Below are 12,526 nucleotides of genomic sequence, written 5' to 3' on the forward strand. Positions count from 1 at the left end.
CGTTCCGGGGAACGGTCCGGTGCCGACCACTGGCGCGGCGGGAGGGCGGACGGGATGTCCGACGGGAAGACGGAGCCGCTCCGGGCGGGCGATCCGCGACGGGTCGGCACGTACCGGCTGGTGGCGCGCCTGGGGGCGGGCGGGATGGGCCGGGTCTACCTGGGCCGGTCGCCGGGCGGGCGGCCGGTCGCGGTCAAGGTGATCCATCCGCACCTCGCCGGGGATCCGGAGTTCCGGCGGCGGTTCGGCCAGGAGATCGCGGCGGCGCGGCGCGTCGGGGGCGTGCACACCGCCCAGGTGGTGGACGCCGGCACCGACGCCGATCCGCCCTGGCTCGTGACCGAGTACATCGCCGGCCCGTCACTGCAAGAAGCCGTCGGGGAGCACGGCCCGCTCTCCGCGGAATCGGTGGCCGGACTCGGCGCGGGACTCGCCGAGGGGCTGAAGGCCGTCCACGAGCGCAACGTGATCCACCGGGACCTCAAGCCCGGCAACGTCCTGCTCGCCCGGGACGGGCCCCGCATCATCGACTTCGGCATCGCGCGGGCCCTGGACGCCACCTCGCAGACCACCCGCACGAGCGTGGTCGGCACGCCCGGGTTCATGTCGCCCGAGCAGTTCCGGGGACGCGAGGTCGGCCGGGCCAGTGACGTGTTCTGCCTGGCCGCCGTGCTGGCCTTCGCCGCCACCGGCAGGCGGCCGTTCGGCGAGGGGCCGATCGAAGCCCTCGGCTACCGCGTCGTCAACGAGGAGCCCGACCTAGCGGGCGTCCCGGAGTCCCTGCTCCCGCTGATCGCCGCCGGTCTCGCGAAGGACCCGGACGACCGGCCCGGCCTGGACACGTTCCTCGAGCGCTGCTCCACCCTCGTCGACGGCGGGGAACCCCCGCTGCCGGACTCCGTCACCACGATGATCGCCACCCGGGTGGCGGAGACGGAGGCGCTGGTCCCGCCGCCGGGGGACGCGCCGCGCGGCACCCTGCGGCTTCCGCGGCCCGGGGCCCCGAGGCCCGCGGCGGCCGCCGGGGCGGCCGCGGTCGCGGGCGTCCTGGTGGTCGCGTTCGCCATCTGGGCCGTCGCCGGCGGCGGGGACGAACCGGGCTCGTCGGGCACCGCCGTCGCGCAGACGTCCCCCACCCGGACGCCCGCCGCCACCCGGACGCCGACCCCCGGTGCGTCCGCGAGCGGCAGCCCGACCCCGACGCCGACCCCCACGCGCGACCCCGTCCGCGAGGCGTTCGAGAAGATCTCGGAGGGCGACTGCCTGGACGCGTACCGGTCACCGCACGACGGCGACTGGACCAGCGAAAAACCGAGGGCGGTCGACTGCTCGCGCGCGGACGCCCGCCTCAAGGTGCTGGAGATCGAAGAGGGGGGCGACTACGCGAACTGCGGCGGCGACAGCGGCGACATCGACGGGGCCCTGTGGTGGCGCCACGGCGAGGACGAGCAGGAGATCGCCCTCTGCGTCGAGCGGCGGCTCGAGGTGGGCGACTGCTTCCTGGCCACCGACGGCCCGGAGGAGAACACCGTCTCCATCAGCAACGGCGACCTCATGACCTCGGTGCCGTGCGGGGCGAACTCCATCCCGGGCACCTACGACCACATCCTCAAGGTCACCGCGATCACCAGGGGCGAATGCCCGCCCGCCCACCGGGACGTCGACTGGGAGTTCCGCGGCGGCAAGCTCTGCACCCGCATCGTCTGACCCTCCCGCGGGTTCGTCCGCGCCGTCACCCGCGAAGGGTGCACACCGGTGTCGACGTCGATGACGTGGACGTCGCCGCCCTCGATCCGGCCGAGGACGACGCCCCGGCCCGCTCGGGCGGCGATCCGGAGGCCGGGTGCGTCCCTCCCAGGAGGACCGCGGCCTGCCCGCGGCGCGGCGGCGGTCGCAGACTCGGGTGGTGTCCAGGCACCACCCGAAGGAGCCCGCCATGCCCCGCACCGCCCTCGCCCTCGGCGTCCTCGCCGTCCTCGCCGCGTCCGCCTGCCAGGAAGCCGGGCCCCGGCACCCGCGCGCCGAGCCGGCGGCCGCCGCTCCGGGGAGCGCCTCCCCCGCGCCCCCGCACCCCCACGTCGGGATGTGGGTCACCGCGGACGGACGCATCCGCCAGGAGCTCCTGCCCAACGGGCGCTACGAGGAGGCACGGGACGGCCGCGAGCGCGCCTACACCGGCCGGTACACGGTCACCGGCGACCACATCGACTACTTCGACGACCTCGGCTTCACCGCGACCGGCGACGTCCGCGACGGCGTGCTCTACCACGAGCACCTCGTCCTCTACCGGGAGGACTGAGCCGCCCTCCACGCGTCGTCCGCCTGCGCGAGCCGCGGCGCGGGGTAGAGGCGGTCGCGGGTGAGGGCGAACCCGAGCAGCCCCGCACGCTGCGGCTCCGGCAGGTCCGGGGGGAAGCCCACGGCCACGGCCCCGGACGGCAGCGCCAGCACCGTGCCCGTCCGCTCGCCGCCCGGCCCCGTCGCGTCCCGTCCCGGCTCGAGCCGGTCGGCGGACTCGATGACGGCGAGCGGCGCGCCCCCGGCGCCGAGCACCTCGACGTCCGACCGGCTCATCAGCCGCCGCCGGACGACCGCGAGCGTCCGGCCGTCCGCGGCGTACACGACCGTCTCGGGGCGCCGGTGATCGGCGACGGCGAAGTCGACCGTGCAGATCGTCCGGCCCTCGGGGGACGCCACGGCGATGCGGCACGACGACGGCGGACGGGTGGGGCCGGGGTGCGTGACGTGCACGGTCGCGAACGGCGCCCCGTCCGGGTTCAGGATCCGGGTGCCGTCGACGCGCAGGACCCGGTCCCCGGAGCCGTCCATGCGGCGCCGCGCGCGGGACCGCCCGCGCGCCCGGCGGGCGAGGACGAGCGGCACGCCGGCGAGCAGGGCCGCCGTGCCGAGGACGAACACCGACATCAGCGCGATCGTGAAGATCCCCGCCACGTCCATGCGCGCGTCGACGACCGTGCCGCCCAGCACCCGGACGGGAACGGTGTCGCCCGGCTCGTCGCCAGCGCGCATCCGCATGCGCTCGGAGCCGGTGCGGTCACCCGCCGTCCAGGCGACGGTGCAGGTCCGGGTCTCCCCCGAGGTCCCGCAGCTCTCCAGCCGTCCGGTACCGCCCGCGCCGAAGACCAGGGCGGCGGCCGACGGCGCGTTCGCGAGGCCGATGGCCACGATCACCAGCAGGACGCCGAAGGTGACGCACCCCACGGTGAACGGGCGGCGCGCGGGGCCGGGCAAGCTCATTCCGCACCCACCTCCATCCCCCTCGATCATGCCACCCTGGATCAGAACAGACTCGATGGGGCATTGGGGGCTGCGGGCGGTCGCACCGCTGCTCTCGCGCACGGCGCCGGTCGTCGAGGTCTGGGGAAGCGCGACCGGCGACCCGCCGCGGACGCTGCCGCCCCCGGTACCGGCCAGCCGGAGCACCCACCAGGTCGTCCTCGGCTACCACCGCACCGGCGGCGGCCACCGGTGGCTGAGCGACGCGGAGATCGGCGCGGGCGTCCGGGAGGCCGCCCGCGACGCCGCCGCCGGACTTCCCGGCCGCGTCCACGAGGTGGGCACGCTGCGCCCCTGGCCGCCGTGGCCGGTCGGATGCGGCCCGCGCCCGCTCCAGCGTCCCGCCGCACTCCGTCCGGCGTTCACCGGGCGACGGGACGAAGAGGTTTGCGGAGGGTGTAGTCGGCTCCGAACTCGGTGTCGTCCTCCCGGACATCGCTGTAACCGAGACGCAGGTAGAAGGTGTGCGCCGTGACGCTCGCGCCGGTCTCCATGTACGCGTGCCCCTCCCGGGCGGCCAGCTCCTCGACGTGCCGCAGGAGTCGCCGCCCGATGCCTCCGCCCGAGAGGCCCGGATCGACGAACAGCATGTGGACCTTGTTGCCGTCGCGGGAGACGGTGCCGACGGCACGTCCGTCGTCCGCGACGTAGATGCCGCGACGCTCCGACAGTTCGACGAACCGTTCCGCCGTGAAGCGCGCGGACATCATGTCGACGACGTCCGCCGGATAGTCGCGGCCGTTGGTCTCGCGCAGGCAGCGCCGGACGAGCGCGGCGAGGTGCGGCGCGTCGCCGGTGCGGAAGGGGCGGATCCGGGCGGTCACGGCGCACCTCCGGGAGTGCTCGGGCCTACGCCCGGTTCATGCCCGGCCGGGTCCGGCCCCGCACACTCAGCAGGGACCGTCCCTGACGGACGCGGACACCGAATGGCTCCACAGCTCGGCGTCCCCGCCGTCGACGAAACCGCCGTCCGGACCGCCCGGGTCGAAGTCGCGCTCGATATCGACGACGAGGCAGACCGGGTTCTCCCCGTCCACGTTCGTCAGCTCGTACCCGTCCGTGCCGCCGTCGACCTCCACCAGGCCGTCGCTCTCCTCCCGCACGGTGTCGTGGACCTCGGAGGACACGCCGGCCGACGACCGGAACCCGCTCCCCGAGCCCCGCTCGAGATCGGACGCCACCGCCTTCGCGACCGCCTTCACCTCCACCGCGGAGTAGGCGCCCGACCCGTCGAAGTCCAGCGCGTACACCGCCGTGCCGAGGCACAATGCGCAGCTCACCAGCAGCCACACCCGGTTCATCGTCCGGGCCGCGGCCGACGGTTCGTTCGCCTCCGGATCGGCGTACCGCCAGGAGGAGAACGTCCAGTAGAACTTCCGCTGGTCCATGCACGCGAGCACGAAGAACACGACCGCCGCGACGCAGGTGAAGACCACGACCCCTGTCATCGAACGCCCTTCCCTCGACGCACACATCGACGCCGGACGATCGGCCGCGGTTCCGGACACGACGCCCGAACCCCCGCCGAAGCTGCGATGTACGGCGGGCCGGTGACGCGGACGCGACCCGGCTCGCGGGCTCGGTACGTCCACGAGGACGCAACGGAAATGCGGTGATCGGGAAAGTCGGTATCGAAAGGCAAAGTCGCGGGCCTCTGCGGTGTCTCAGGGGTGACATCGCAGAGGAGGCCCTGTGAACCGGGAGACCCGCAAGAGCTCCACCTCGTTCGCCGCGGCGCGGCCCGGCGCCCCCGTCCGGGATCCGCGCCGGGTGGTCGCGTTCGCCGTCCGCCGGCACGCCGGGTGGCTCGCCGGACGGGCGCTGACGGCCGCCTCGTACGGCGAGCACGACCGGAGCGCCGACCTGACCGCCCGCGCCGTCCGCCGGGGACCGGACGGGGTCGAGCGCCTGGTGAAGGTGTGGTGCAGGACGATCCTGTCCGACCGGCCACCGGCCGGACCGGCGCTCGCCGGGCCCGGTCACGGCGGCCGTCCCGACATCGACCGGCTGCCGGTCCCGGCGCGCTGGGCCGCGCGGGTGGTGGCCGCCGCGGCGGCCCGGGACCGGGCCATGCTCCGCGCCCTGGTCGGTGCCGTCCCCGAGGAGGAGGTGGACGTGCACCTGGCGTGCCTGCTGCGCCTGGCCGTCGCCGCGGTCGTCGCCCGCGACGACGACACCTGCCTTTGACGTCCGCCCAGGTGTCAGCCGGCGCGGGGCTGCGGCCACCGGGCGGTGAGGCTGCCGTGGCGCAGGCGACCCGCCAGGCGGACGTGCAGCGTCTTCGGGGCCCCCTCGTCGTCGCCGATGTCCAGCGTGCCGTGCCGCACCGACAGCCCGTTCGCGTCCACCGCCATGTCGGGCGCGAGGAGCAGCTCGATGCCGCCGCCGTTCACGCGCAGGTCGATGACCAGTTCGGGCGCGGTGCGGACCGCGCGGGTCAGGTCCAGCGTGACGGCGGACCACGCGGTGCGCAGCGCCAGCCGGTGCGGCAGCGTCCACCGGCCGTCCCGGCGCACCGTGCCGTGCCGCTCCTTGATGGTGAGCAGTGCGGCGGCGGGCTCGACCGGGGCGGACGCCAGGTCGGCGACGAGGGGGGCCAGCGCGTCGACGGTGCGGGCGGTCAGCGCCGCGTCCACCCGCTCGTCGAACTCGGCCGGGTCGAGCCGCCCGTCGGCGACGGCGTCGCGCAGCCGGTCGACGGCCCGGTCACGGTCGGCGTCGGACGCGCGCGGCGCGGGCGGGCCGGACGGTTCCGTCGGCATCGGGCCTCCTCGGGGGTAGCCGGGGTCCTCAGGCGACCTTACGGCGGTAGGCGGTGGTGGCGAGGGCGTAGGCGACGGCGAGGATGCCCGCGCACCAGGCGAGGGCCGTCCAGATGCCGGTGCCGACCGGCTGCTCCGTGAACAGGTCGCGGATCGTGTCGACGATGGACGTCACCGGCTGGTGCTCGGCGAACGCGCGGACCGGGCCCGGCATCGTGTCGGTGGGCACGAACGCCGAGCTGATGAACGGGAGGAACACGAGCGGGTAGGAGAACGCGCTCGCCCCGTCCACGGACTTCGCGGACAGGCCGGGGATGACCGCGACCCACGTCAGCGTCAGGGTGAACAGGACCAGGATCCCGGCGACCGCGAGCCACGCCGCCACGCCCGCGCCCGAGCGGAAGCCCATGAGGACGGCGACGAGCACGACGACGGCGAGCGAGACCAGGTTCGCGACCAGCGAGGTCAGCACGTGCGCCCACAGGACGGACGAGCGCGCGATCGGCAGGGACTGGAACCGCTCGAAGATGCCGTTGTTCATGTCCGCGAACAGCCGGAACGCGGTGTAGGAGACGCCCGAGGCGACCGTGATGAGCAGGATGCCGGGCAGCAGGTAGTCGACGTAGGACTCCGATCCGGTCTCGATCGCGCCGCCGAACACGTAGACGAACAGCAGCAGGAACGCGATCGGCATGATCGAGGTCGTGATGATGGTGTCCGGGCTGCGCGCGACGTGGCGCAGGGACCGGCCCAGCAGGACGGACGCGTCGCCGAGGAATCGCCTGGCCATCACTGCTCTCCGTTCGCCGCACCGGCGGGCTCGCCGGTGCCGTTCCCGTCGCCGACGAGGGTCAGGAAGACGTCCTCGAGGGTCGGCTGCTTCTCGACGTACTCGACCTCGGCGGGCGGGAGCAGCTCCCGCAGCTCGGCGAGGGTGCCGTTCACGATGATCCGGCCCTGGTGCAGGATCGCGATCCGGTCGGCGAGCTGCTCGGCCTCGTCGAGGTACTGCGTCGTGAGCAGGATCGTCGTGCCGCGCCCGGCCAGCTCCCGGACGGCCTGCCACACCTCGATGCGCGCCTGGGGGTCGAGCCCGGTCGTCGGCTCGTCCAGGAAGATGACCGGCGGGTCCCCGATGAGGCTCATCGCGATGTCGAGGCGGCGGCGCATGCCGCCCGAGTACGTCGACACCCGCCGGGAGCCCGCGTCCGTCAGCGCGAACCGCTCGAGCAGGTCGTCCGCGATCGCGCCCGGATTCTCGAGGTGCCGCAGCCGGGCGACCAGCACCAGGTTCTCCCGGCCGGTGAGGATCTCGTCGACGGCGGCGAACTGCCCCGTGAGGCTGATGGACTCCCGGACGTCCGCGGCCTGCGTGGCGACGTCGAAGCCGTTGACGCCGGCGGTTCCCGCGTCGGCCTTCAGCAGCGTGGACAGGATCTTGACGACCGTGGTCTTGCCCGCGCCGTTCGAGCCGAGCAGCGCGAAGATGCCGCCCCGCGCGACGTCGAAGTCCACGCCGCGCAGCACCCGGAGTTCCTTGTACGACTTCTCCAGGCCCCGCACGTGGATGACCCGGGTTCGCTCGTCACTCACAGAACACCTGCACCTTGGCGTCGGGGTCGTCGACATCGATGCTGACCTCGTCGAGCTGCTCGACGAGCTCCTCGAGGTGCTGCGGCTTCAGCTCGGTGAGGTCGATCGGGACCCCGGACCTCTGCAACTCCGCGTTGGCCTTGGCGAGCGCCTGCGGCGGGATGAGGCTCGCGAGCCGCACCCCGGCGCGCAGCAGTTGCAGCGGCACCCGCACGTTGACCCGGCCCGAACCGTCGCCGCCCGTCCCGTCCGTGTAGCTCACGGCCACGCGCAGGTACTTGGGACGGGACTTCGGGCGGGACTCGCCCCTCGGCGGCGCCGCGGGCCGTTCCTTGTCGAGGGCGTCGATCAGCCGCTCGGCCTCCGCCGCGGTGATCTTGCCCTCGGCCAGCATCTCCAGGATCTGCCGGCGTTGCTCGTTCATCGTCGCTCCTTCCGACTCATCTGACGGCGACCAGGACGGCCGTTCCGTCCTGCTCGATCTCGATACGGGTGCCGGGCAGCGCCCGCAGCAGCCCCCCGGCGGCGCCCAGCGCGCCCGCCGGGCGCACCCCGGTCACCAGGCACGCGACGAGCCCGGCCGCCACGGCGAGCGCCAGCAGCGGCGACAGCACCAGCAGCACCGGCACGACGGGCACGAACAGCCGCACCCCGCGTCGGCCGCGCCGGCGGACCCGTACCGTCACCAGGTGCGGGATCACTCGGGCCGCTCCAGCTCGGACAGCGCCTCCTGCGCGCTGATCTCCCCCCGCCGCAGCCGGTCGATGACGTCGGCACCGCTGGGTGCCGGGTCGACGTCGACGAAGTCGAGCCGCTCGGCGATCCGGTTCAGCCGGGCCTTCACGGTCGGGTAGCTCACCCCGAAGACCCGCTCCATCTCCTTGATCGAACCGTGGGCCCGCACGAACGCGGCGACGAACACCTGGTCGTCCGCGCTGAGCCCGGCCAGCTGCGGCGGCTCGAACTCCCCCTCGACCGCGATGCCGCTGCCCGTCAGCCGGACCCGCTCGACCACGAACGGCTGCCCGCGCGTCAGGTCCGTCAGTTCCTGCCAGTCCACGCACCGCCCCCTCACTCTCGGCGTCTGCTTACGGTTCAGTTGTAGCTTGATTTTATTAAGAGATCAACTCGTGAGACTTAATTTTCTTGATCCCGATCTTCAGATTTTGGATCGTCGCACGTGAAAGGCCTCCGACGCGGCGCGTCGGAGGCCTTCGGGCGGGCCGGCGTCAGAACGAGGTGATCACCTCGGGCGTCACGACCGGGGTGGACAGGACGCCGTCGAAGGCGTCGGCGACGGCCATCGGGGTCTCCTCGCTCTGGCTGCGGATGCGGTCCGGGAACGGGCCGCCCCGGTAGGCGCGCACGTCCGTCAGGGTGGGCACCTCGCCCAGGCCCGCCCCGGCGAGCGCCCCCTCGACGCTGCCGGCCCCCGGCGGCGGCATCGGCGTGTCCACCACCGAGAACCCGGTCCCGGGCGTCCCGTCGGGATGCATCTCCGGGACGCTCCCCGCCGTGTGCGTCAGCGCCACCGCGCGGTAGTCGTCGCCCAGCTCGCGGGCCAGGTAGTACCCCATCGGGTAGGCCCACAGCTCACCGCCGTAGAAGATCGGCGTCTTCTGGATGTGGTTGTTGTGCGCCGCCAGCACGAACCGGGTGCCGGGCTCGGCACGTTCCATGTGCCACCGCATCGAGTCCGCCATGAACCGCTCCCGGACGGACGTGTCCTGCGGCAGCCCGCCACCGGAGAAGACCGCGTGCATCGCCGCGAACATGTGGTCGGTCGCGGCGGCCGCCTCGAGCATCCGCAGCGCGACGCCGTACCGCTCCCGCCCGGCCCACTCGACGTAGCGGGGCTCCAGTGCCCGCGCCCGCCGGAGCAGGCGCGCGAGCGACGCGGTGAGTTCGTCCCGCTCGGCCGCTTCGAGTTCTCCCCACCGGGGAGCCGCCTCGGCCATCGACGCCCCGCCGAACCGGTCGTCGATCCCGAGTGCGGTGTCCACGAGCCCGACCGCGTCCGGATCGACCTCGCGGAGGTAGTCCGCGACCGGCTCCAGCGCGGGACGCACCGTCCCGCACGCCTGCGGGACGTCGATGCCCGCGAGCCGCACCGGGTACTCGCCCGTCCGGACGCGTGCCCGCAGCCACCGGGCCGTCTCGCCGGTCATCCCCGCGTACGTCGTGCCCGGCATCCCCGACAGGTCGCCGTCCTCGCCCGTCCCGGCGATCCAGCGGTCGAGCGCGAACGCCTCGGCGAACCCGAACTCGAACGCCAGCACGGTGAACCCGCACCGTTCGGCGAGGAACCGGACGATCCGCCGGCGCGCGGTGCCGAACTCGCGGACGAAGTGGCAGCCCTCGCCCACCGCGACGACCCGCGCGTCCCCGAAGATCCCGCGCAGCGGTTCGAGGTCGTCCAGCGGCCCGTCCGGCTCCAGCGAACGCAGGACGGCGGCGTGCTCTCGGAAAGGCACGGACATGGAAGGGCACTCCGTTCTCGGTTCGGGACGTCCGCCGGACGGCGGCCGGGATAACGCTGGGGAAACGACACCTGCTGTTCGATCTTGCCTGTCCCTCCCCCTCTCGAAGGGAGCAAGATCTCATGATCGAACGGACTCCGGGCCGCCGCACGCTCGCGGCCGGGGCGACAGTACTCGCGGTCGCCGTGCCGACGTGCATCATCGGCCCCGCCCACGCGGACCCCGCCCCCGCGCCGCGCACATCGGACACCGCCCCCAGTGCCGCGGCGGAACCGCACTTCACCATGGAGACCGACGACGGCGACCCGGGCGGCGCGGTCCACTTCTGGCCGGTCGGCGACGTCGTCGCGACAGTCGACCAGCAGAGCGACGGCAAGGGCGTCGAGATCGACATCTGGAACGAGTCGAAGGACCCGGACGCCTACGAGTACGGCTTCCCCAACTCCTACGGCGCGGGCACCTGGGTGTACGCCGACGCGAGCATGGGGCAGCCCTGGAACATGGCCGAGGGCGACTGCTTCCACTTCCGGGTGCGGCTCGTCGACAACGGCGAGGTCGTTCCCGGCAGCACCGACCACGCCTACTGGCGCAACAACAACGGCAACCAGACCGGCTGCTCCGCCGACTGACGGACGGCCGGGGCGGCGGCTCCAGGCCACCGCCGCCCCGGCCCCCGCACCCGTCAGCGAAGCCGCCACACGACGGACGTCCCGTCCTTGCGGGCCTCCGCGACCCGCTCGATGTCGACGTACTCCGGACGCCCGAGCGGCGACAGCCCGACCCGCCGGACGGTCCCGGACGCGCTCGGCTCGGCCACGGCGAGCGCCCACCCCACATCCTGGATCGCGACGTCCGGACTGCCGGTCACGCCCGACCGTCCCGTGCCGTCCCCGTTGACGACGTCCCAGACGTATATACGCGGCGGCTCGCACTGCGCCATCATCGCGCCAACCCCGCCGGGGCGAACCGTCCCCGGAGCCGTCCGAGGAAGTGCCCGGGAGCCGGACCGGCGCCGCGACCTCCCGGCCGCCCCGGCGGGCGCCGCGAGCGCGCCCCCGCCGGGCCCGCCCCCGCCGGGCGCGGCGGCGCGGGACGCGGCCGGGGCACGGGCGGGCGCGGCGGCGCGGGACGCGGCGGACGGTTGGCGGCGACGGCCGTCCGGATCATGTCCGCGAGCACGAACGGACTCGCGGCCTCCAGCAGACGGTCACCCACCATGGCCCACCACGAGCCCGTCCACTCGCCGAACCAGGACGGGACGCCGGGAAACCGCCGCGCCAGCTCGGCCTGCACGTACTCGGGATCACGCTCGAGCCACCCCGGATAGGGCCCTTCGGCTACGTTGGACATCGATCGGACTCCCATCTGATCAAGGCCCCGGCCGGTGGTGAGGTCACCGCGCCGGGGTCGCCGTCTGTACTCGGCGATGTACCGTACGTTAGCCAGCATCGCCGGAACGAGAGATGCTTTCCAGAACTTGTTCGCTACAGAATTGGCCCACTCCGGCCACACAGGGTGGTCAAAATCTGGGAAACTGCCGCTCATGACCGAGTACGGACCCACCGCGCGTCATCGACGGCTCGCCGCCGAGCTGCGACGTCTCCGCGAGGAGGCCAGGCTCACGCCGGAGAACGCCGCAGGCATCCTGGGGTGGAGTCGCCCGAAGCTGGTCAAGATCGAAACCGCGACCAACATGCCGAGCGTGGCCGACGTCGCCCACATATTGAAGACCTATGGCGGTCCGGACGCGGTCCGCGCGGCGATCCTTCAACTTGCTCGTGACGTCCGGACGCGTGGCTGGTGGGCGGCGTACGACGACGTTCTCAACGGCTCATACGTCGAACTGGAGGACGCGGCGTCCAAGATCCGGAGCTGGCAGGTCGAAGCGCCACCCGGCCTCCTCCAGACCGAGGACTTCGCTCGGACGCTCATTGAAGGCGAGTATCCGAACGACCCGGAGGAAGTCGATCGTCGGTTGCAGGCCAGGATGACCCGCCGGGCGCGTCTGTCCCGGGCGGACGTCCGGTTCGACGTCGTTCTCGCGGAGGAAGCACTACGGCGACCGGTCGGCGGCCCAACCGTCATGGCGGGACAACTCGGCGCCCTCATGGAGACCGGCCGACGATCGAACGTATCGATTCGCGTCGTCCCCACGTCCATCGGATCCCGTCCCGCTCTCGGCCAGGGCAACCTGGTGCTTTTCCAGTTCACCGCGCCCCTGGAACTCGATACCGCCTACGTGGAGACGATGGGCGGCGGCATGTACATCGAGGACATCGCCCAGGTGCAGCGCTGTACCGTGACGCTTGACCGCATCGCCGATGTGGCCCTACCCGTCGAAGACTCGGCAGCGTTGATCGCCGCTATCCGCGAGGAGTTGCTGTCCCTATGAGC

The 12,526-nt window shown here is 73.3% G+C and carries 17 protein-coding genes; 5 read left to right on the top strand and 12 right to left on the bottom strand.

All coding sequences use genetic code 11. The features are described 5' to 3' along the window. Nucleotides 1–54 precede the first annotated feature (54 nt). The gene (locus F7P10_RS44425) at nt 55–1,707 is read left to right on the top strand and encodes a serine/threonine-protein kinase (RefSeq protein ID WP_254716682.1); all 1,653 of its coding nucleotides are present in this window, start codon (nt 55–57) and stop codon (nt 1,705–1,707) included. Between the two features lie 229 nt (nt 1,708–1,936). Beyond that, complete coding sequence (locus F7P10_RS44430) at nt 1,937–2,299, top strand: Atu4866 domain-containing protein (protein ID WP_254716683.1); 363 nt, start codon at nt 1,937–1,939, stop codon at nt 2,297–2,299. Here the strand turns inward: F7P10_RS44430 and F7P10_RS18175 are convergent. From F7P10_RS18175 to F7P10_RS18185, 3 genes are all read right to left on the bottom strand, one after another. Beyond that, nucleotides 2,284–3,258 carry a hypothetical protein gene (locus tag F7P10_RS18175; RefSeq protein ID WP_151010423.1) on the bottom strand — a complete coding sequence of 325 codons (975 nt, stop codon included), beginning with the start codon at nt 3,256–3,258 and terminating at the stop codon, nt 2,284–2,286. The genes F7P10_RS44430 and F7P10_RS18175 overlap by 16 nt on opposite strands. A 401-nt stretch (nt 3,259–3,659) precedes the next feature. Further along, on the bottom strand, nt 3,660–4,121 hold the full coding sequence (locus F7P10_RS18180; protein WP_151010424.1) for a GNAT family N-acetyltransferase: 462 nt from the start codon (nt 4,119–4,121) through the stop codon (nt 3,660–3,662). Nucleotides 4,122–4,187: 66 nt separating this feature from the next. Next, the gene (locus F7P10_RS18185; protein WP_151010425.1) at nt 4,188–4,745 is read right to left on the bottom strand and encodes a hypothetical protein; all 558 of its coding nucleotides are present in this window, start codon (nt 4,743–4,745) and stop codon (nt 4,188–4,190) included. Nucleotides 4,746–4,989: 244 nt separating this feature from the next. On the opposite strand from F7P10_RS18185, the gene F7P10_RS18190 reads away from it, so the two are divergent. Next, the gene (locus F7P10_RS18190; protein ID WP_151010426.1) at nt 4,990–5,484 is read left to right on the top strand and encodes a hypothetical protein; all 495 of its coding nucleotides are present in this window, start codon (nt 4,990–4,992) and stop codon (nt 5,482–5,484) included. 14 nt (nt 5,485–5,498) lie between these two features. Here F7P10_RS18190 and F7P10_RS18195 read toward each other — a convergent pair whose 3' ends face one another. The 7 genes from F7P10_RS18195 to F7P10_RS18225 form a co-directional block, all read right to left on the bottom strand. Continuing rightward, a complete protein-coding gene (locus F7P10_RS18195) occupies nt 5,499–6,059 on the bottom strand; it encodes a DUF1707 domain-containing protein (RefSeq protein ID WP_151010427.1) in 561 nt (186 codons plus the stop codon). A gap of 28 nt (nt 6,060–6,087) precedes the next feature. Next, nucleotides 6,088–6,849 (bottom strand): ABC transporter permease, encoded by a 762-nt coding sequence (locus F7P10_RS18200; RefSeq protein ID WP_151010428.1) that lies wholly within the window; start codon nt 6,847–6,849, stop codon nt 6,088–6,090. Continuing rightward, nucleotides 6,849–7,652: an ABC transporter ATP-binding protein gene (locus F7P10_RS18205; RefSeq protein WP_151010429.1), complete on the bottom strand. Its 804-nt coding sequence runs from the start codon at nt 7,650–7,652 to the stop codon at nt 6,849–6,851. Before F7P10_RS18205 ends, F7P10_RS18200 begins: the two co-directional genes overlap by 1 nt. Next, a complete protein-coding gene (locus F7P10_RS18210) occupies nt 7,645–8,076 on the bottom strand; it encodes a DUF2089 domain-containing protein (protein WP_151010430.1) in 432 nt (143 codons plus the stop codon). Before F7P10_RS18210 ends, F7P10_RS18205 begins: the two co-directional genes overlap by 8 nt. A 16-nt stretch (nt 8,077–8,092) precedes the next feature. Further along, nucleotides 8,093–8,353 carry a hypothetical protein gene (locus tag F7P10_RS18215; protein WP_151010431.1) on the bottom strand — a complete coding sequence of 87 codons (261 nt, stop codon included), beginning with the start codon at nt 8,351–8,353 and terminating at the stop codon, nt 8,093–8,095. Beyond that, entirely contained in the window at nt 8,350–8,712 is a 363-nt protein-coding gene (locus F7P10_RS18220; protein WP_151010432.1) for a DUF2089 domain-containing protein, read from the bottom strand. Before F7P10_RS18220 ends, F7P10_RS18215 begins: the two co-directional genes overlap by 4 nt. A 169-nt stretch (nt 8,713–8,881) precedes the next feature. Further along, on the bottom strand, nt 8,882–10,132 hold the full coding sequence (locus tag F7P10_RS18225) for an erythromycin esterase family protein (RefSeq protein ID WP_151010433.1): 1,251 nt from the start codon (nt 10,130–10,132) through the stop codon (nt 8,882–8,884). A 122-nt stretch (nt 10,133–10,254) separates the two neighbouring features. Here F7P10_RS18225 and F7P10_RS18230 point away from each other — a divergent pair, with 122 nt between their 5' ends. Beyond that, nucleotides 10,255–10,761: a hypothetical protein gene (locus tag F7P10_RS18230; protein ID WP_151010434.1), complete on the top strand. Its 507-nt coding sequence runs from the start codon at nt 10,255–10,257 to the stop codon at nt 10,759–10,761. A gap of 53 nt (nt 10,762–10,814) precedes the next feature. Here the strand turns inward: F7P10_RS18230 and F7P10_RS18235 are convergent, their stop codons facing one another. Both F7P10_RS18235 and F7P10_RS18240 read right to left on the bottom strand, forming a co-directional pair. After that, nucleotides 10,815–11,000 carry a hypothetical protein gene (locus F7P10_RS18235; RefSeq protein WP_151010435.1) on the bottom strand — a complete coding sequence of 62 codons (186 nt, stop codon included), beginning with the start codon at nt 10,998–11,000 and terminating at the stop codon, nt 10,815–10,817. Nucleotides 11,001–11,071: 71 nt separating this feature from the next. Next, nucleotides 11,072–11,482, bottom strand: a complete 411-nt coding sequence (locus F7P10_RS18240) for a hypothetical protein (protein WP_151010436.1) — start codon at nt 11,480–11,482, stop codon at nt 11,072–11,074. Between the two features lie 193 nt (nt 11,483–11,675). On the opposite strand from F7P10_RS18240, the gene F7P10_RS18245 reads away from it, so the two are divergent. Next, nucleotides 11,676–12,524, top strand: coding sequence for a helix-turn-helix transcriptional regulator (locus tag F7P10_RS18245; protein ID WP_151010437.1), 849 nt, complete (start codon nt 11,676–11,678; stop codon nt 12,522–12,524). Nucleotides 12,525–12,526 lie beyond the last annotated feature (2 nt).

Source organism: Actinomadura sp. WMMB 499 (genome assembly GCF_008824145.1).
Lineage (GTDB): Bacteria > Actinomycetota > Actinomycetes > Streptosporangiales > Streptosporangiaceae > Spirillospora.